Source organism: Arcicella sp. LKC2W (assembly GCF_034931005.1).
Classification (GTDB): Bacteria; Bacteroidota; Bacteroidia; order Cytophagales; family Spirosomataceae; genus Arcicella.
Genome location: NZ_JAYGIN010000002.1, coordinates 96293 through 115490, shown reverse-complemented (window position 1 = coordinate 115490; position 19198 = coordinate 96293). Strand labels below are relative to the sequence as shown.

Sequence of the window (19198 nt, the reverse complement as noted above, 5' to 3'; positions counted from 1 at the left end):
CCCGACGCTTCCGCATCGGAATAAACTTCGATGCGGAAGTATCAGGTTACATTTTATTGCTTAAATATTTTCTTGCCTACTGTACCTTCACTGGTTTTTATCTGCAAAATATATGTTCCTTGATTCAAATTACGAATATCAATAGTCATTGTATTTGTCTTGTCTCCTTGTTTTTCAACAACTTGTCCACCCGATATTGACGATAATGAAGCCGATTCAATTTTCACATTTTTAGGTGTTACAATTCTTACTTCATCACTCGAAGGATTGGGTGAAACTGATACATTTGCCGTTAATTCTGGGTCGTTAGCAAGTGGTTTTACTAAGGCTGCATCTTGGCGAGCATCTGACAAGGCACTGGCACAACCGTCAGTCGTAACTACTTGCACATTAAATTTTGAACCTGATACAATTTGTGCAATTTGAGCACCACGCAATGGTTCAAAAATTACGTCGTCACGATACCAAATATTGCCAGTTGCCGAACTTGAAGTATATTCCCAATAATCACCATTCGCATCGGTCTTTTTAACAACTGAAATCGTTGGTTTTGCAGGATTTACACAGAAAGAATCAACCGCTGAAACAGCATAATAAGTTGAATTCCCAACTTGGTCGGCTAATACTTTTACTCGTCCTGCCGTTCCTTTAAGCGTAATACGTTTGCCCGAAACGGTTGCTGGCCCAGATGCAATATTTACCACTACAGCCAAACCAGAGCTTGCCGTTGCTGTTACGTCAAAAGATGAGGCAGTGAGGCTTTTATCTGGAGTTTTAGATAAACTGATGGATTGAGCGGTTTTAGTTGGCAAAACACGTGTTCCAACGGTGTACCAAACGGCATAAGCTGATTGACCTACCAAATATTTTTCTGAATTAGCGATACTTTTGATTCGACTTTTATCCATCGAGATTTGATAGGTATTCAAAATTTTCTTCGTGTCTTCGTAATTATAAAGTACAAATTCGTCCGTTCTTGAATATTCTGGATAACCAAGCGTATTATTTTCATAGATAAAGTCCAAACCGTCAGTACGTTCTGTATTTACTCCAATTACATAATAAATATCATCTGTTTGAATGAAATAATCGAAGGCAATAATATTTGTTGAAGTTTTTGAAAATGATGGATTTCCAATATTTTCTCCTTGTTCTAAACTTGTAAATAATTTACTAACACTTCCAGTTCCGAAGGTATTTTTAGCGGCACTCCAAACATTAATAAAACCTACGTCCCAATAATCAGATTCTGTTCCAGTGGCACTTTTAATGATGTTGAAGGCATCATATACAATGTTTTCACTTTGATAATCCCATTCTAAAGCATCTGCATTTTGTACTTGTCCTGTGCTTACACCTTGTGTATAAGTTGGATTATAAAGCGTAAAGGCAACACTTTTATTACCCACTAAATCAAATACTGTAATTTGTTTGTCTGTCGTGGCTACTGTTTTACCCAAAGTTCTGAGTGCTGCCAATTTTTTACCATCTTTGGATACTGAAACATTTCTCCAAACACCTGAAGCCGAAACATTTTCTACTTTTGGAGTTCCTGCTAAATTTACTCTTTTGATAAATCCATCACCTGCCACAAAATACGCATACGTACCGTCATCGGGTACAGACGGCTTATGGTCAATCACAATATTAGTGGCTAATTCAACAAAACTCGTTTGTTCAGCTTCACCTTTTACACTTGACCGATACAGTTTTTTAGCCACAGGGTCATAAGTTAATAAACCTTCGGTACCCGTATTATTTACAGGAATATCTGCTTTGGGCGTTGTGGTTGGCGTGGTTGCTGGTGTTGTTGAAGGATTTGGAGCATTCGGGTCAGAAATACCTACGGCTTCAAAAGCGGCTTTTGCGGCTGCAATATCCGAATCTGTAATTCCTTTTGATTTCAAATCTGTGGCTGATTGAATCACGGCACGACGAAGGTCAAGGAATTTTGAAGTACGAGTTAAGTAAATTGTCAAAGCACGATAATACACTATTTCGGCTTTTTCTTTGGTCATTCCACTTGCCGTAGCAAAACGATAAAATGCGTTATTAGGAATTCCAGAGTTGATATGTACCCCATAATTATCTTGCGAACCTGTGTAATATTGAGTCATTGTGGCAGGTTGATAACCATCGTCATTTAAGTTTTTACCGCCATTATTTGGGTTAGATAAATCCCTCAATGCTCCTGTTGGATAAAAACTCCCTTTCATTACGTCTTCACCCAAACGCCATAAATCTGCTCCTGTTTTACGTTCTACCATTGCTCCAAAACAGTCAGCCATTGATTCATTGATTGCTCCCGATTGTCCGTTATAATCTAAGTTAGCGGTGTTTTCAACTACTCCGTGTGTCATTTCGTGACCTGCTACATCCAAACCGCCTGCTAATGGCTTAAAATACGTTCCTCCACTACCATAACCCATGTATTCACCATTCCAAAAAGCATTATCAAAACCTTTTCCGTTTTCATCTGTGATGTTAATGATGGAAACAATTGTTCCACCTTTACCATTTAAAGAAAGTCTGCCATGATATTGTGTGTAATAATCATAAGCTTTTCCTGCATTAAAATGTGCCGAAACACCATTTGCATTATTCCATGTATTATTGGTTGACGAAATTTGTCTAACCGTTAAATCTTCATTCACTTTAGAATTGGTCGCATCAATTGTCCAAATAACACCTTGTGGGTCGTCTGCTTTTACAGTTCCACCTTTAAACATCGATTTAGTGGCATCAATCAAGTTATAACTCGTTCCAGATTGATATGTATTAATACTTCTGCTAAGTCCATTCAAGTCCGTTGCAGTAGCTTTCGCAACACCATCAAGCGTACAAGTATGATTATATTTATCCAATATTTCACCCGATTTTGCATCAATCACATAAACCCAACGTTCCAAGAAATTGGGACGAACAACAACTTGATATGCCAAACGCTCGGCATCAGCTTTTTCGTTTTGGTGATAAATAACAAGGTCAGTTTTGGGTTTTTCGTATTTCAACATAACTCGCTCGGTAGCGGTCATTGTTTTTACGATAGACACTTTTGCAACATCACCCAAAGCGATTGTTCCAACATTTTCAGCCGTTAATGCAGGCTTTACGTCTTCCAAACTTGGCGTTGGATAAATGTGTCCGTTCAATAAAGACACGGCTTCGGCGGATTTTTGGTGTAAAATCATCTCACCACCATATACAGGAACACCTTTGTACATTTGTTGCATACGCACGTGAGTGGTTTGAATTTCATCTTCCTCACTTTTGATGATATTTAACTCATCATCAGGATTAGCTAATTTCAAAAATGGTTTTACCGCTTCTAAATAATTATAAGCTGCCGCTGCTACGGCACTCATTCTACCATTACGAGTGCTATTTGTTTTGAGATTCGTCGGAATACCCTCAATCATCGAAGGCATACCATTTTCATCGGCAATAACTTTTACCCCTGATTTTTTGGCAATCAGATTTAGGTACGTTTGACTGTCGGTAGGTTTCGATAAATATACCTGACGAGAAAGTGTTTTTCCCTGAGCAGAATTATCAATGACTTCTACGGCAGACTTTGAAGAGTTTTCAATTTCAACCCCAGACCTTTTAATGGTTTTGAATTTGTTTTGAGCCATCAATGCGTTTCCACAAATGACGGTGATTGCAAGAAGGAATAGTTTTTTCATAATTAACAAACCCCATTTCGGGCATATTATGGATGATACAATCAATCTACTGAATGTATTTCAGGAAAGACTGATGTGGTTACTGATTATTAGTAATAAACGGAGGTCAGATAAAGAGTAAAACACCATTTATCTTTCCGTCCGACTATCGTCTGACTGAATTTTGTACTGGTTTAAGTCTCAAGACTTGAACTACCTTGAGCGTTCACGCTCAAACGAAACCTACTTCAACAACTCCATAAAAGTATTATAAAAGGTCTTTACCGAATCAGCAGGCATGGTTTTATCACCCCATTGTACTTTGTGGCTAAACTTTTTACGTTCTGAAAACTGTACGAAATACGACATATTTCCAGCTTCGTCCATTTTCTTTTCCTCCAATTTCAAGGCTTCTATTTCCTTGAAAAATTTCTTCGTTTTCGATTTAGAAAGCGTTTTTACCACTTCCACCGTATCCACATTGCTGGCTTTATGGAGAATTTGTCCGTCGGGATTTAGTGTGTATTCATGCCAAACGCCCGTAAAACCACCGCCCGAAGCAACGGTAATTTGCTGGTTTTCTGGAACAGATTTACAACTTATCATAAATGTTAAAAGCAAGAAGGTAAATATTCTTTTCATATTTTTGGTTATTGTAGGACAGGTATTCAACCTGTCCGTTAATGTTACTATTTGTCTAAGACAGGTTGGAAACTTAAAAGCCATGCGATAACACCACTAATTATCAATCCGTTTTCAACCTGTCCATTAATGTTACTATTTGTCTAAGACAGGTTAGAAACCTGTCTTACAAGCTCAACTCACTAACTGCCAACCAAGACATTAATCCCGCTCCGATTTCCAAAGCACTTTCGTCAATATCAAACGTTGGGGTATGCACACCCGAGATAATTCCTCTTGCTTCATTACGTGTTCCCAAACGATAAAAACACGAATCTACATGGTGCGTATAATAGGCAAAATCTTCGGCAGCGAGCCAAATATCCAAATCAATCACATTTTCTTGACCCATAAAATCAATGGCTGCCCCTTTCATTCTGCGAGTCAATTCGGGTTCATTTTTCAAGAACGGATAACCTTTCTGAATAAAAACCTCACAAACGCCTCCCATTGATTCAGCAATTCCTTCCGCCATTTTTTTGATACGTCCCAAAGCATCGGCACGCCATTCTTCGTCCATTGCACGGAAAGTTCCTTCTACATAAACTTCATTTGGAATTACGTTGGTAGCTCCATTCGCAATCACTTTTCCGAAAGTCAATACTGAAGGATAACGTGGGTTACGATTACGACTGATAATTTGCTGTAAAGCCACAATTATATGCGAAGTAATTAACACAGGGTCGATGCCTAATTCGGGCATGGCACCGTGTCCGCCTTTGCCTTTCACGGTAAAATACAATTCATCGGCACTTGCCATGTACATTCCTTCACGAAAACCAATTTTACCAACTGGAATATTCGGAGCCACATGCTGACCTAACATTTTATTGGGCGTAGGGTTCAACAAAGCACCTTCCGCAATCATCACTGAGGCACCACCGGGGGCTTTTTCTTCGGCAGGTTGGAAAACTAATTTCACCGTTCCCTCAAATTCGTTGCGTAAATTATATAAAATTTTAGAAACGCCCAACAACGAAGCCGTGTGAACATCGTGTCCACAAGCGTGCATAACTCCCTGATTACGAGATTTGTACGACACATCATTTGCCTCCACAATAGGCAACGCATCCATATCCGCTCGCAAAGCCACCACTTTTGAAGATGGATTTCTCCCTTCAATCGTGGCCACCAAACCCGTATTGGCAATGGACGTTGGCGTGATACCAATTTCTTTCAGACGTTCGGCAACGTATTTCTGCGTATTGTATTCCTGATACGACAACTCAGGATTTTGATGTAAATGTCTGCGGTTAGCCACAAATTCGCCTGCATGGGCATGGGCTAATTGTTTTATTTTTTCTTTCATTTATTTGGTTAAAACGGCAATTCTATTAACGAATACGATGATTTCGTTTTTCTTACCTAAAAGGCTATCTGTGGACAACACAGACAAGGGCAAAATACTGTAAAATATAGGTTAATGATTAATAACCATAAACCATAACTCCAATTGGATAATTGTTATCTGGTGGATTGATTAAATCAAAAGATATTTTATTGGGGAAATATGCACCAGTAGTGCCAATTCTATATTTTTTATCAAAATCATCTAAAAAGATTTGTAGAATAGAGCCATCTTCTAATTCAAAAACATCGTAATCATCTTTTACAGATAAAGAACTTATTTTTTTTCGTTGAGAGTTTTGATCTAACAAGAATATGATTTCTTCATCTTGGATTGAAACGAAATAGATAAAACCATGTACATTATCATGGCTTAAATATACTTTTGAAGGTAGTTTAAAAACCATATTATAATCATCCATGTTTTTGAAAATAACTCCAAATTTTTCTCTTAATTCGAATACTACAATTTCTTTTTTTTTATTCACATACGACTTAGCTATATCTGAAATGTCATTGTTAAATTCTGTCCATTCAGAAGAATTTACATAGTTACTATGTTCTTCAAATGGAATTAATTTAACTATAATATCATTTCCTTTTGGGATTTTAATCGAAAAGTTATTAAAAGACATCATAGAATTTATTATTTTTGCCATTATCTGTGTCTCCAAAGACGACACAATGATTTATTTGGTAAAATGTTTGAAATGGTCATCTGTGTCTAATTTCCCTACAAATTTAACCACAATTTCAGATTCTCATTATCCGCTTCCATTATTTCCAAATGAATCTTTCCTTCCTCATTCCACTGCATCTGCAACCCAAAAGCATCTAATAACTCATTGACCATGCTTTCGAGTGGCATATTTCCATTGATGCAATCTTTAAAATAACTTGACAACGAACGTCCGTAAACTTCTTCACAAACCCGCTGATAATCTTCTAATGAATATCCGACCCCCGTTTTTCCGAAGCGTTCCCACAAAATTTGCATGACAGTTTCTAATGATTTTTGATGTCCAAAACGCAAGCGAATCATTAAATCCAAAATTAAGGAAACAACCGCCCCTTTCTGATAAATCGAAACTCTACGGTGCGGAATGGCTTGCACGTAACCATCCAACCACAAATCAAAAGAGGATTCTACCAATGACTGAAAAGCCTTTCCATCTTGCTCAAAATGGCGTTTCAAGACGGTTTCTAACTCTTTTAAATATTGTTCTTGTGTAAAAACACCCGACTGTACCAAAAATAAATCTCCGTAATAAGTCGTAACGCCTTCCGCCACAAAACCCGTTGGAAAGTAGTTTTCCTTCGTAAAATCATAAGGCATCATCTCAACGGGACGAATTTTACAGATATTCCAAGCGTGATACAACTCGTGCGAGGACACACCCAAAAGGTCAGTATAAAGTCCGTCGCCTTCTGAGTCTGGACCTAACACAATCATGGTTGAATTTCGATGTTCTACGCCATGATAAAAGGACGTTGGCAGAATCCAATTGATGAAATGATAGTCTTTTTCGGGAAAATCACCCATCACTTTTACCTGTTTTTCGGAAAATTTCTGAAAATCTGATAATAATTTTCCCCAATTCGGAATATAATTTCCTAAAAACCAAACATAAAAATCAACTTCATCAACTTGGTACTTTTGACATTGCAAATACGGACTCGCAAGCATCGGAGAATCTACTAATTGATGATAATCTTTGGGAGAAAAGACAAAATTTTCGTGTGCCATTCCGCAAGCAATTTTATAGTCGCTTGGCAAAGTCACTTCCAACTCGCAAGGCTCATCCATTCGCCCTTCTACGTAAGGCAAACAGTTGACAAAATTAACATACATCACCGACTCATCCACAAAGGAACTCCCTGCATTTTGAACATTTGAAAAATAAGTCAAACTAACCACAACTTCCTTAAAATCAGATACTTCTAACACCCACCTATCCTTTGTTATCTTAGAAAAAGGGATATTTTTTTGAGAAGAACTCACCTCAAATCGTTGAATATTTTTAGCAAAATTTTGTAATTCATAGCGTCCTGGTCGCCATGCGGGGAGTTGTAATTCAATCGTATTTGTATCAATATTATCAATCACCATCTCAATATTCAGGTAGTGACTTTGGGGATTTTCAGATGAAATTTTATACTTTATCATATTGTATGTATAGCTTTTAATTCTTTTGTTTTAGATTGTAATTTGACCATACAAAAAACTATATTTCGTACAGTTCAAAATACTAATTGAGCATTATTGAGCATCCAATTTACTCATAATCAATCATATAAAACCAGAAACTTTTTTAAAACAATTTGCAAATAAAAAAAACTTATGTACCTTTGCAGTCCTGTTTTTAGAACTCAAAGATTTTTATTAAGATATAGTCATGAAAAGAACGTTTCAACCATCGGTAAGAAAGAGAAAAAATAAGCACGGTTTCCGTGAGAGAATGTCAACACCAAACGGTCGTCGTACATTAGCGGCTCGTCGTGCAAAAGGCAGACATAAATTGACTGTTTCAGACGAGAAAAGAGGTAAATAGATTTTAGAGAATAGTTAATAATTAATAGAGAATAGTTATTTAATTCTCCATATCAAAACAATGTAACAGCTTCAACTGTTGATTGTTAATTTTTAACTATTAACTAAATTACGTGAAATTTACTTTTAAAAAGTCAGAAAGACTCAATTCCAAAAAAGTTATTGAAAGACTCTTTGATAAAAAGGGTAGAGAAACAAACCCATCGGTTTTTCTCTACCCTTTTCGTGTTACTTATATACACGAAGTTATAAATGATAAGTCGCAAGTCATAAGTGAAGACTCGAATGAAATTGATTCAGAACAACTTATGACTTATGACTTAAAACTTAAAACTCCTACCACTCCCCAAATTCTCATTTCCGTTTCGAAGCGTTCATTCAAACACGCCGTTGATAGAAACTTAGTGAAACGCCGCACCCGAGAGGCATACCGCCTCAATAAGCATCTTTTGATGCAAAAACCCACCAATCAGATTCCTGCTTACATCGCTTTTGTGTATATTGCGAAGACAATTGAAGATTACGCCAAGATAGAAAAATCAATGAAAGGGATTTTCAAGAAAATGGTTTAGTTTTTGATTGAAATATCGTGTTTGATTTTGCGTTAATAAAAATGGTCGAAATAATTATTTGCTCTTGATAAACTTTGACAATATAGAATATATAAAATCTGGAAATGATATTCAGAGGAAAGCATATAAGATTCTTCTAAAAACGAATATTTTTACAGAACTAAGCGTATTCACTCCTATTCTTGTTGGTACTATTCCGATTGGCATAAACATAGAATCTTCTGACCTTGATATTATTTGTTATTGGCAAAATAAAGACGTATTTATTGATACCATTCACAATATATTTCATCAAGAAAAAGGATTTAAACTCTCAGAAAAGACCATTGGAGGAAAAGTGTCTGTAATCGCCAATTTTACTTTTGATGAATTCGAGATAGAAATATTTGGGCAAAATATTCCCACAAAATCACAAAATGGCTTTAGGCACATGATGATAGAGTATAATTTGTTAGAGACAAATGACTCAACATTTAGACAGGCAATTATTCAACTGAAAAAACAGGGTTTAAAGACAGAACCAGCATTTGCAAAATTATTAGGATTGGAAGGTAATCCTTATGATGAACTTTTAAAATATGAAGTGTAACATTGGCACTTTTCTCAATAAAATGAACATAAAAAAATACACAAAATCATTAATAATCAGCGGGATAACGATTACTGGTTTATCCTTAGCATCTTTCTCTGACCCAGGAGAACGCTTCTTTGATATTGCCAAAAATTTGGATATTTACGCTACGCTTTTCAAGGAGTTGAATCGTTATTATGTGGATGAAATCAATCCGAATAAGACTATCAAAACGTCTATTGATGCCATGTTGAAGTCGTTTGACCCTTATACCGTCTATTACGCAGAAGACGATATCGAGGATTATATGACCATGACTACGGGCAAATACAACGGTATCGGTATCGTAACGGGAAACCGCAATGGACGTATCGTGGTGATGTTGATTGACGAAGGTACTCCTGCCGAAAAATCTGGTATAAAAATTGGCGATGAAATCGTAAAAGTAGATGGCGTTGATTTGAAGTCTAAAAAAGGTATCGACCCTGGCAAATTGATTAAAGGGCAAACGGGAACTTCCGTAAAATTGACCGTAAAACGGTACGGAACGGATAAATTAGAGGATATTTCAGTTACCCGTGATGTCGTAAAAATGAAAAATGTTCCTTACTACGGCATGATTAATGACGAAGTTGGATACATTGATTTGAAGGATTTTACAGGAACTGCCTCCAAAGAGGTGCGTCAGGCTTTTACTGATTTAAAAGCGAAAGGCATGAAGAAATTAGTGCTTGATCTTCGTGAAAACCCAGGTGGACTATTGAATATGGCGGTGGATATTTGTAATGTTTTCTTGCCAAAAGAATCAGAAATTGTTTCAACCAAAGGAAAGGTTCAAGAATGGAATAAGACTTATACAGGGCTAAATCCTGCGATGGATACCGAAATGCCAATCACTGTTTTAACAAACTCTCGTAGTGCTTCGGCGGCAGAAATTGTATCGGGTGTAATTCAAGATTATGACCGTGGCGTTTTGATTGGTCAACGTACTTATGGCAAAGGTTTGGTACAAGTTACTCGTGACTTAACATATAATACCAAATTGAAAGTTACTACCGCAAAATACTACATTCCGAGTGGACGTTGTATTCAAGCAATTGATTATGCTCACCGTAATTCAGACGGTAGTGTTGGTAAATTACCTGATTCTCTAAAACGTCCATTCAAAACTAAAAAGAGTGGAAGAACAGTTTATGATGGTGGCGGTGTTTTACCAGACATTGAAGTTGACAAACCTGCCCCAGCAGCAGTAACACTTTCATTATCAAATAAATATGTATTATTTGATTACGCTATCAAATATCATTTTGACCACCCAACTATCAAGGCAGCAAAAGATTTTGAATTGTCAGATACTGAATACAGTGAGTTTGTAAAATGGGCTGCGGCACAAGATTTCGACTATACAACACAAGCCGAAAAGGACTTGAATCTCTTAGAAGCATCTGCCAAAAAGGAAAGATATTACGATAATGTTTCGGAACAATTGAAGGCACTCCGTTCAAAATTATCGCATAATAAAGAAGCAGATATGATGAAGTTTAAAGACGAAATCAAAACGACTTTGGAACAAGAAATTATCGTTCATTATTACTTACAAAAAGGTACTCGTGAGCAATCTTTTGCCAAAGACCCAGAGATTCAAGCGGCTTTAAAATTGTTCGGAGATATGAATCGTTACAATGCCATTTTGAAGGGAGGAAAATAAGAAGAACAGAAAATAAACGAAATAGCGACTAAGAAATTGGTCGCTATTTTTTGTTTGAAAGGTTTAGGCTTAATTTTGTGAAATATTTTTGTTTGGACATTTTATCTAAACTTGGATTAATAAGATTAAGAGATTTTTAGGATTATGTCTTTTCAAATTCAATCCTAAAAACTTCCAATTCTACGAATCCAAGTTCAGACAAAAATCTTACAAACAAACAATCCGAAATCAAAATATGTCCTTAATTCTCAGCATAGATACCTCCACAAAAGTTTGTTCCGTAGCTCTTCATCAAAATGGCAATTTATTGGCTATCAGCGAATTGTTTACTGAAAAATCTCATTCTGGAATGCTCACAACTTTGTGCGAAAATGTCGTAAACCATGGAGGGTTTTCACTTCATCAATTAGATGCTATCGCCGTGGCAAAAGGGCCTGGTTCTTACACAGGTTTACGCATTGGCGTGTCCACTGCCAAAGGTTTTTGCTTTGCTTTGGATAAGCCTTTAATTTCTATTAATACCTTAGAAGCAATGGCATTTCAAGTAAAAGATTTCTATGACGAAACGCATTTACTTTGTCCAATGATTGATGCACGGAGAATGGAAGTTTATTGTCAAACAATTGATAATCAAATGAATACAATTTCAGAAACAGAAGCGAAAATTATTGATGAAGAATCATTTAATGATATTTTTGAGGAGAAGAAAATTGTTTTCTTTGGCGATGGAGCAGCCAAATGTCAAGAAAAAATCACTCATCAAAATGCTATTTTCTTGAAAACTGACATTACGCCTTCGGCAAAAACCGTTGGTACTTTGGCAACCAATTCTTTTGAAAAATCGTTATTTGAAAACGTTGTGACTTTTGAGCCTTTTTACTTGAAGGACTTTGTAGGAACACAGAAAAAAGTGTAGCCCGATGCTTGTGTATCGGTTGTGAGTATAATAATAAATTCGATGCAAAAGCATCGGATTACAACAATGGAAGAAGAATCAATCATCAATAAAGTCACAAACAGTGGACTTATCACTTTTGACTTAGAAGACCTTTACGACAAAGGTGAACGGGTTGTTTATGACTTGAAAGACAACCTATTTATGGGTATGATTTTAAAGGAAAAAGATTTCCGAGAATTTCTAAAAAGTCACGATTGGGCGCAATACGCAGGGAAAAACATTGCCATCACTTGTTCTGAAGATGCCATCATTCCTACTTGGGCATACATGCTTTTGACGATAAAATTACAACCTGTTGCCAATTCAGTGGTTTTCGGGACATTGGAAGAATTAGAAAACAAACTTTTCTTTGATGCTCTTCAAAAAGTGAATCCAGAAGAATATCGTGGTGCGAGAGTTGTGGTGAAAGGATGTTCAAAAGTGCCAGTTCCAACAGCGGCTTACGTTGAAATTACTCGACTTTTACAACCTGTCGTTCAGTCGTTAATGTTTGGCGAACCATGTAGCACTGTTCCTTTGTATAAGAAGAAAATTTAGATTTGATAATTTGTAGTGGTTTAGTAGTGGCGAATGCTATTGGCCACTACTAAACCACTATTCTACCAACGTTTTTTCTTTCTTTTTCCCCAAAAACGGCACCCAACTATTTTCAATACTTCCACCGAAATCTCTCAAAAACATCACAAAAGAAGGTTTGTATGGTTTTACTTTCAGGGGCATATTTGCTTCTTCGGGAGTTAGGTCGCCTTTACGTGAATTACAGCGTTTACAAGCCGTTGTAAGATTATCCCAAGAAGTCCTCCCTCCTCTTGACTTCGGCAAAACATGGTCGAGCGTTAAATCTTCGGTTTTTCCACAATATTGGCATTGTCCGCCGTCTCGCCTAAAAATATTTTGTCGAGACAACATCACTCCTTTATATGGCAAATAAACATAACGATGAAGACGAATTACAGAAGGCATCGGAAAGGATTGTGAAACACTGCGTAGTTGTTCCGTAGCAGACTCAGCCACTAAATCAGCTTTTTTCAGAAAGACCAACAAAAACGCTTTGGGAATAGAACAAACCGTTAAGGCACTATAATCTTGATTTAAAACTAAAACTTTCCGACCCATAATGTAGTAATTTAAGTGCCAAAGCACAGGTTAATGTTACCGCTTATTCATTATTTCTCTTACTCAAATCGTTTCAAAATATTCAATTTATTATCTAACTAAATTACTGATAAATCTTTTAGAAATAACGCAAGGATAAACATTTTTGTTTTGCTTAATCTTTTGTTAATCAGAAGATTATTGTAATACTTATGAAAGTGAATTAAATACTCCATTATGTGTGAAACGAGCATAAAAAAAGACCTTCAAACAAATGAAGGTCTTTTCTGCTTATTCTGAGCGATTAAAATAAATTTTGAGGAGAAAGTAAATCTCTAATTGGCAATTGCAACCTTTTTCCTACGAATTCGACTAAAGCATTTATCAATTACTTGATTATACATTTTGCCAAATTGTTCCGAACACCAAGCCCGTAATTCTTTAATTTCTTCAACTACTAAGGTCTTAATTGCTTTTCTTAACTCTTTCTCGAATAATTTTGCATCGAAGCTAACTTTTTCCAGTATAACTTTGACGTAATTTAAAGTTGTCATAGCTTTAAATGTGTTTTTAAGAGGGGAAGGATTATTTTTGTTTAACAGTTTAAAAATAAAACATAAAATTCTGATAATCAAGCACTAATGAATATTTTAGTGTTAAATTTTCATAAATCCATTTCCGATAAATTAAACAAACGTATTTACTCTATTTGAATGAACATCAGAAACAACGGTGAAATTTAGAAATTATTACATAAATATTTTAATATTTTTTTGCCTTTTATTGTGTTTTTCGACAAAAGCACAACAAAACAGCGATGTATCTCTGATTATTGGCGAGAAAAATATTTCCCTCGAAGACCCATTCGTCGTGACGGTAGTTTTGAAATTTCTTGGCGAATCTCCAAATCCAGAATATAAATTTCCAGAATTGCCTAATTTTTCAAAAAGAGGTATTTCTAAATCAATTGCTCGCTCATTTGTGAGTGGTCAGCCTGTTGCTACTTGTACGATTACCCAAAACTATGCCGCCAAAAAAGAAGGGGTTTTCAAAATACCTGCTTTTAAGGTCAATATCAATGGAACGGATTTGAAACAAGAAGCTTTTGTGATAAAAGTCACAAAACCTCTTACTTCTGGCAAAAAAGATGCTAATAATACAGAATCTACAACGGCAAAAACAACAGATAATCAAGAAGACTTTACTGATTTCATCGAAGGGAATAGCCCTGAATTAGCCAATTTAAACACAAAAGAAGATGCGTTTTTATCTTTAAGTTCTTCAAAATCTACGCCTTATGTCGGAGAAGGATTTACTGTTACGCTGGCTTTCTATGTTGCCAAAAACAATACTGCTGAGATAGAGTTTGACCAAAATGGGACTCAAATTCCAATTATTACGAAAAAAATTAAGCCTGAAAACTGCTGGGAAGAATCTTTTGGAATAACTGAAGTTCAAGAAGCCCAAGTGAGTATAAATGGGAAACAATACACCCAATACAAACTCTACCAATCTACATTTTATCCTTTGAACGATAAAAAAATCGTATTTCCATCCGTGAGTTTGCGTTTGTTAAAGTTTATTCCAGAAAAGAACGGTAGTAAAAAATCTACCTACGTTACTTTTCAGACAAATGCTTTTACTGTAAAAGCGAAAGAATTACCTCCACATCCGCTAAAAAATGAAGTTTCTGTTGGGGAGTTTACATGGCGAGAGGCTCTTAACAAACATAAAGTCATTACAGGGAAATCTGTAGAATATAGTCTCCAAATTATGGGTGATGGCTATAATGTTAAACTACCTCAAATTAAAAATGATAGTGTTTTTGACTTCTTCCCTCCCGAAGTCGATGCCATCAATACGCCTCAAAACAATAAAATTATTAGCACAAAATCTTTCACTTTTCAGATTATTCCAAAGCGGGCTGGTAACTTTGCACTAAATAAATATTTTGAATGGGTGTATTTCAATACCAAAACTGCAAAATATGATACATTAAAATCAGTTTTAAAATTGGAGGTTTCTGGACAATCTATTCAAACAGCAGATTCTCCTTTAACGCAAACATCAGTTTATGATGGACTTGAACAAACTGACTCTTCGGAAGAAGCAAGTAATTTCAAAAAAATACTAAAAGATGAAGCTAACATCTTGATTGTGATAATGTTAATTGGCATTATTTATATTTTTCTCCCCAATCGGAAGAATAAAAAATAGTTAATAATTAGCATTTGGGCATTGGGAAAAACCTAATTATTTTTCCCAATAACATTAAAATCGATTTCAGAAAAGCCTTAAATTAAAGGTAAAATATAGTTTTTATTCATTCAAATAAAGTGACGGTTTGAGTTGAAATTAATTACAACTCGCCACTCATAAACAGCATGAGCAGTACCTACGGCAAATTATTTAAAATCAGTACATTCGGAGAATCTCACGGAGTTGGCGTGGGTGTCATTATAGATGGTTGTCCATCGGGCATCGACTTTGACTCGTCTTTTATTCAATCAGAATTAGACCGTCGTAAACCTGGGCAATCTCGCATCACAACACAACGCCGAGAGGCTGATGAATTTGAGGTGCTTTCAGGAATTTTTGAAGGAAAAACTACGGGAACGCCTATTTCTTTAATCGTTAGAAATGGCGACCAACGTTCAAAAGATTATACGCATATTGCTCAACAATTCCGTCCTTCGCACGCTGATTATACTTATACCGCTAAGTATGGCAATCGTGATTATCGTGGTGGTGGACGTAGTTCTGCCCGTGAAACCATCGCTCGTGTTGCGGCTGGAGCAATAGCCAAATTGGTATTAAAACAACACGGTGTAGAAATTCAATCGTATGTATCGCAAGTTGGAAAATTGAAATTGACAACGCCGTACCAACAATTGAACATTGCTGATGCTGAAGAAAATGCTGTTCGTTGTCCAGACCAAGCAATGGCTCAACAAATGTTTGATTTGATTGATGAAACTCGTAAAAAAGGAGATTCAATCGGTGGCGTGGTTAATTGTGTCATCACAGGAACGCCCGTAGGCTTAGGAGAACCCGTTTTTGATAAACTCCACGCTGAATTAGGGAAAGCTATGTTAAGCATAAATGCGGTCAAAGGTTTTGAATACGGAAGTGGTTTTGATGGTGTAGAAATGTACGGTTCAGAACATAATGATGAAATGTATGTGGATGAAAACGGAAAAGTTAGAACAAAAACTAATTATTCGGGTGGGATTCAAGGTGGAATTTCAAACGGTGAAGATATTTATTTTAGAGTAGCATTCAAACCTGTGGCAACCATCATGCAAGACCAAGAAAGCGTTGATGCAGAAGGAAATTCAGTCGTTGTTTCGGGAAAAGGTCGCCACGACCCATGCGTTGTGCCAAGAGCCGTACCTATCGTTGAAGCAATGGCAGCATTGGTTTTAGTGGATTTTTATTTGAGAAATAAAGCATATTCAAAGTAAATTGATGTTTGCCACAAAGACACGAAGACTCTGATAGTATTTTTACTGTAAATATTCCAATAGTAAAACTTAGTGACTTTGATGTTTGCCACAAAGACACGAAGACTCAAAATAATAAAACTTAGTGACTTTGAGCCTTCGTGGCAAAAAATATAAATTTATAAAAATGTTTTCTGACGAATACTTTATGCAACTTGCCCTTCAACAAGCAGAAAATGCTTTTGATGAAGAAGAAATTCCAGTAGGGGCAATTGTCGTTTGTCAGAATCAAATTATTGCTAAAGGTTACAACCAAACCGAAAAACTCAAAGATGTAACTGCTCATGCCGAAATGTTAGCCCTGACCGCTGCATCTCAAAAATTAGGGGCAAAATATCTCAAAGATTGCACCCTTTACGTGACTCTCGAACCTTGCGTAATGTGTGCTGGTGCAATTTTTTGGTCACAAATTGGGAGAGTTGTTTGGGGAGCTTCAGATGAAAAGCGAGGCTTTCAGAAAATTCCATCTAAAATTATACATCCAAAAACTCAAATTACTTTCGGGGTTTTAGAAGATGATTGTGAAGAAATTTTAAAACGTTTTTTCGCCCGACTAAGAACTTAATTAGTGTTTTTATAGTTTTTTTTGCGATAGGCTTCATATTCTAAACAATAAGCTTATCTCAATTCTTGCCAAATTTCAGTATTTCAACTGATATCTGGTATCATATTTAACTTTAGAAGCTTAAAGCCTTGCTTATAGCTAATATCAATTTAAAACTTCAAGAAAATGGCATTCGTATTAGACCCATTACCTTACGCAAATGATGCGTTAGAACCACATTTTGATGCACTAACAATGGAAATCCACCATGACCGTCATCATAATGCTTATGTAACAAATCTTAACGCAGCAGTTGCTGGAACAGATTTAGAAGGAAAAACTATCGAAGAACTATTGGCTGGAATCAGTAAACTTCCTGCACCAGTTCGTAATAATGGCGGTGGACACTGGAATCATACTTTCTTCTGGAATATCCTTGCACCAAATGCAGGTGGAGCTCCAATTGGAACTTTAGCAACAGCTATCGATTCGACATTTGGTTCATTTGATAACTTAAAAGCAGAATTCAAAAAAGCAGGTATTGGACGTTTCGGTTCAGGTTGGGCATGGTTAATCGTAAAAGAAGACGGTTCTTTAGCAATAACATCAACACCAAATCAAGATAATCCATTAATGGACGTGGCAGAAGTGAAAGGAACGCCAATTCTTGCATTGGATGTTTGGGAACACGCATATTACTTAAAATACCAAAATAAACGTCCAGATTTCATCGACGCATTTTGGAATGTAGTAGATTGGAACGGTGCAGAGGCTCGTTATGCAGCAGCGAAGTAATTTTTATTTAAAAAAATATAAAATATTTATTTGGATGTATTTATTTTTAATATTTTGACAATCAAACGGTTAAGAAGTAATTAAAAATAAGTCAAGCTCAAAATATCATTCCAAACTAAATTATTTCATTTTTTTAGATTCTAAAATTTTGGAAGTGCCAATTTTTTTCCTACTTTTGCACTTCCAAATTACATATGCAGGATGTAGCTCAGTTGGTTAGAGCGCTGGTTTGTGGTGCCGGAGGTCGTGGGTTCGAGCCCCATCTTCCTGCCAAAAGCCTTGTCGAATAGACAAGGCTTTTTTGTTGTCAATTATTTCAAACCTAATAGCTATTACCTTGTTTTAAGTATATGAATCTCATACAAATCAAATCGTCTGTTTCGGAACATTATCGCAAAACTACCTTTGTAGTGATTATACTAATGTATCTTGCAGGAACAATTGGCTTGATTATTCCTTATACTCAACCATATTTCAAACTTCTATCTCCTCTCAACCTTTGGGTTTCCTTAATTTTACTTTTGCTTTTCCATCAAGATTTTAATCGAAATTTTATTTTAATTTCAATCTCTATCTTCTTAGCTGGATTTTTGGTCGAAGTTGTTGGAGTTCACACAGGGCTAATTTTTGGACAATATTGGTATGGACAAACATTAGGAACTCAATTATTTGGCGTGCCTTTAGTAATTGGAGCAAATTGGCTCTTACTGATTTATTGTTCAAGTATTGTTACACAAAATATCAGTTTATATTTAAAAAAAATATTCCCTACCAATCCTGTCTTTTCTTCTCTATTTTTTAGGGCTTTTTTATCAGCGAGTTTAATGGTTTCATTGGATTTTTTGATTGAACCAGTAGCTATTCGGTTGGATTTTTGGCATTGGAAAAATGAACAAATACCGTCTCAAAACTTTCAAGCATGGTTTTTGATTGCATTTGTATTAGCATTTGTCTTTTTAAAGGGCAATTTCCTGAAAACCAATTTATTAGCACAACTACTCTTTATCCTCCAATTACTTTTTTTTATTTTCCTATATTTGTGCTATTCAACTTTGGGAACAATACAAAATTTGTTTAATTTTTAAAACTTTTCATTAAACATAATGTTGTCAACTTAAAGAACATAAATTTGACTCTTTTTGTTAAGTTATTAGTAAGCCCTATATTGTGTATTTAGTTTTCAGTTTATTCAGACGATAACGATTTTA

General features: G+C 35.9%; 18 protein-coding genes and 1 tRNA gene. 12 read left to right on the top strand and 7 right to left on the bottom strand.

Annotation, left to right across the window (positions count from 1 at the left end; all coding sequences use genetic code 11):
- Positions 1-53: 53 nt before the first annotated feature.
- From VB796_RS02275 to VB796_RS02255, 5 genes are all read right to left on the bottom strand, one after another.
- A complete protein-coding gene (locus VB796_RS02275; RefSeq protein WP_323344892.1) occupies positions 54-3686 on the bottom strand; it encodes a M4 family metallopeptidase in 3633 nt (1210 codons plus the stop codon).
- Positions 3687-3908: 222 nt separating this feature from the next.
- Complete coding sequence (locus VB796_RS02270; RefSeq protein WP_323344891.1) at positions 3909-4307, bottom strand: hypothetical protein; 399 nt, start codon at positions 4305-4307, stop codon at positions 3909-3911.
- 166 nt (positions 4308-4473) lie between these two features.
- On the bottom strand, positions 4474-5655 hold the full coding sequence (locus VB796_RS02265; protein ID WP_323344890.1) for a M20 family metallopeptidase: 1182 nt from the start codon (positions 5653-5655) through the stop codon (positions 4474-4476).
- Positions 5656-5773: 118 nt separating this feature from the next.
- A complete protein-coding gene (locus tag VB796_RS02260; RefSeq protein ID WP_323344889.1) occupies positions 5774-6352 on the bottom strand; it encodes a hypothetical protein in 579 nt (192 codons plus the stop codon).
- Positions 6353-6426: 74 nt separating this feature from the next.
- On the bottom strand, positions 6427-7860 hold the full coding sequence (locus tag VB796_RS02255) for a M61 family peptidase (protein WP_323344888.1): 1434 nt from the start codon (positions 7858-7860) through the stop codon (positions 6427-6429).
- Between the two features lie 229 nt (positions 7861-8089).
- Between VB796_RS02255 and rpmH the strand changes: the two genes are divergently transcribed.
- The 6 genes from rpmH to VB796_RS02225 all read left to right on the top strand — a co-directional run bounded on the left by rpmH (position 8090) and on the right by VB796_RS02225 (position 12590).
- A complete protein-coding gene (gene rpmH / locus VB796_RS02250; RefSeq protein WP_323344887.1) occupies positions 8090-8245 on the top strand; it encodes a 50S ribosomal protein L34 in 156 nt (51 codons plus the stop codon).
- A 112-nt stretch (positions 8246-8357) separates the two neighbouring features.
- The gene (gene rnpA / locus VB796_RS02245; RefSeq protein WP_323344886.1) at positions 8358-8816 is read left to right on the top strand and encodes a ribonuclease P protein component; all 459 of its coding nucleotides are present in this window, start codon (positions 8358-8360) and stop codon (positions 8814-8816) included.
- 64 nt (positions 8817-8880) lie between these two features.
- Positions 8881-9405 (top strand): DUF4269 domain-containing protein, encoded by a 525-nt coding sequence (locus VB796_RS02240; RefSeq protein ID WP_323344885.1) that lies wholly within the window; start codon positions 8881-8883, stop codon positions 9403-9405.
- Positions 9406-9427: 22 nt separating this feature from the next.
- Positions 9428-11095, top strand: coding sequence for a S41 family peptidase (locus VB796_RS02235; RefSeq protein WP_323344884.1), 1668 nt, complete (start codon positions 9428-9430; stop codon positions 11093-11095).
- 235 nt (positions 11096-11330) lie between these two features.
- Positions 11331-12011, top strand: a complete 681-nt coding sequence (tsaB, locus tag VB796_RS02230) for a tRNA (adenosine(37)-N6)-threonylcarbamoyltransferase complex dimerization subunit type 1 TsaB (RefSeq protein WP_323344883.1) — start codon at positions 11331-11333, stop codon at positions 12009-12011.
- A 42-nt stretch (positions 12012-12053) separates the two neighbouring features.
- On the top strand, positions 12054-12590 hold the full coding sequence (locus VB796_RS02225; protein ID WP_416233509.1) for a DUF2480 family protein: 537 nt from the start codon (positions 12054-12056) through the stop codon (positions 12588-12590).
- Positions 12591-12647: 57 nt separating this feature from the next.
- Here the strand turns inward: VB796_RS02225 and VB796_RS02220 are convergent, their stop codons facing one another.
- Together VB796_RS02220 and VB796_RS02215 are read right to left on the bottom strand one after the other, a co-directional pair.
- Positions 12648-13169: an HNH endonuclease gene (locus VB796_RS02220; protein ID WP_323344882.1), complete on the bottom strand. Its 522-nt coding sequence runs from the start codon at positions 13167-13169 to the stop codon at positions 12648-12650.
- Positions 13170-13483: 314 nt separating this feature from the next.
- A complete protein-coding gene (locus VB796_RS02215; RefSeq protein ID WP_323344881.1) occupies positions 13484-13702 on the bottom strand; it encodes a hypothetical protein in 219 nt (72 codons plus the stop codon).
- A gap of 178 nt (positions 13703-13880) precedes the next feature.
- Between VB796_RS02215 and VB796_RS02210 the strand changes: the two genes are divergently transcribed.
- The 6 genes from VB796_RS02210 (at position 13881) to VB796_RS02185 (ending at position 19075) form a co-directional block, all read left to right on the top strand.
- A complete protein-coding gene (locus VB796_RS02210; RefSeq protein WP_323344880.1) occupies positions 13881-15365 on the top strand; it encodes a BatD family protein in 1485 nt (494 codons plus the stop codon).
- A gap of 167 nt (positions 15366-15532) precedes the next feature.
- Entirely contained in the window at positions 15533-16612 is a 1080-nt protein-coding gene (aroC, locus tag VB796_RS02205) for a chorismate synthase (protein WP_323344879.1), read from the top strand.
- 166 nt (positions 16613-16778) lie between these two features.
- Positions 16779-17216, top strand: a complete 438-nt coding sequence (locus tag VB796_RS02200) for a nucleoside deaminase (RefSeq protein WP_323344878.1) — start codon at positions 16779-16781, stop codon at positions 17214-17216.
- 165 nt (positions 17217-17381) lie between these two features.
- Positions 17382-17990, top strand: coding sequence for a superoxide dismutase (locus VB796_RS02195; protein WP_323344877.1), 609 nt, complete (start codon positions 17382-17384; stop codon positions 17988-17990).
- 196 nt (positions 17991-18186) lie between these two features.
- A tRNA-His gene (locus tag VB796_RS02190) sits at positions 18187-18262 on the top strand.
- 78 nt (positions 18263-18340) lie between these two features.
- On the top strand, positions 18341-19075 hold the full coding sequence (locus VB796_RS02185; protein WP_323344876.1) for a carotenoid biosynthesis protein: 735 nt from the start codon (positions 18341-18343) through the stop codon (positions 19073-19075).
- The last annotated feature ends 123 nt before the right edge of the window (positions 19076-19198 follow it).

What these genes read in the sequence shown, in the direction of transcription:
- VB796_RS02235 (WP_323344884.1), top strand. Translation starts at nt 9,428, where the DNA reads ATGAACATAAAAAAATACACAAAATCATTAATAATCAGCGGGATAACG.
- rpmH (WP_323344887.1), top strand. Translation starts at nt 8,090, where the DNA reads ATGAAAAGAACGTTTCAACCATCGGTAAGAAAGAGAAAAAATAAGCAC.
- tsaB (WP_323344883.1), top strand. Translation starts at nt 11,331, where the DNA reads ATGTCCTTAATTCTCAGCATAGATACCTCCACAAAAGTTTGTTCCGTA.
- VB796_RS02200 (WP_323344878.1), top strand. Translation starts at nt 16,779, where the DNA reads ATGTTTTCTGACGAATACTTTATGCAACTTGCCCTTCAACAAGCAGAA.
- VB796_RS02260 (WP_323344889.1), bottom strand. Translation starts at nt 6,352, where the DNA reads ATGGCAAAAATAATAAATTCTATGATGTCTTTTAATAACTTTTCGATT.
- VB796_RS02275 (WP_323344892.1), bottom strand. Translation starts at nt 3,686, where the DNA reads ATGAAAAAACTATTCCTTCTTGCAATCACCGTCATTTGTGGAAACGCA.
- VB796_RS02195 (WP_323344877.1), top strand. Translation starts at nt 17,382, where the DNA reads ATGGCATTCGTATTAGACCCATTACCTTACGCAAATGATGCGTTAGAA.
- VB796_RS02220 (WP_323344882.1), bottom strand. Translation starts at nt 13,169, where the DNA reads ATGGGTCGGAAAGTTTTAGTTTTAAATCAAGATTATAGTGCCTTAACG.
- VB796_RS02225 (WP_416233509.1), top strand. Translation starts at nt 12,054, where the DNA reads ATGCAAAAGCATCGGATTACAACAATGGAAGAAGAATCAATCATCAAT.
- VB796_RS02255 (WP_323344888.1), bottom strand. Translation starts at nt 7,860, where the DNA reads ATGATAAAGTATAAAATTTCATCTGAAAATCCCCAAAGTCACTACCTG.
- VB796_RS02215 (WP_323344881.1), bottom strand. Translation starts at nt 13,702, where the DNA reads ATGACAACTTTAAATTACGTCAAAGTTATACTGGAAAAAGTTAGCTTC.
- aroC (WP_323344879.1), top strand. Translation starts at nt 15,533, where the DNA reads ATGAGCAGTACCTACGGCAAATTATTTAAAATCAGTACATTCGGAGAA.
- VB796_RS02270 (WP_323344891.1), bottom strand. Translation starts at nt 4,307, where the DNA reads ATGAAAAGAATATTTACCTTCTTGCTTTTAACATTTATGATAAGTTGT.
- VB796_RS02185 (WP_323344876.1), top strand. Translation starts at nt 18,341, where the DNA reads ATGAATCTCATACAAATCAAATCGTCTGTTTCGGAACATTATCGCAAA.
- VB796_RS02265 (WP_323344890.1), bottom strand. Translation starts at nt 5,655, where the DNA reads ATGAAAGAAAAAATAAAACAATTAGCCCATGCCCATGCAGGCGAATTT.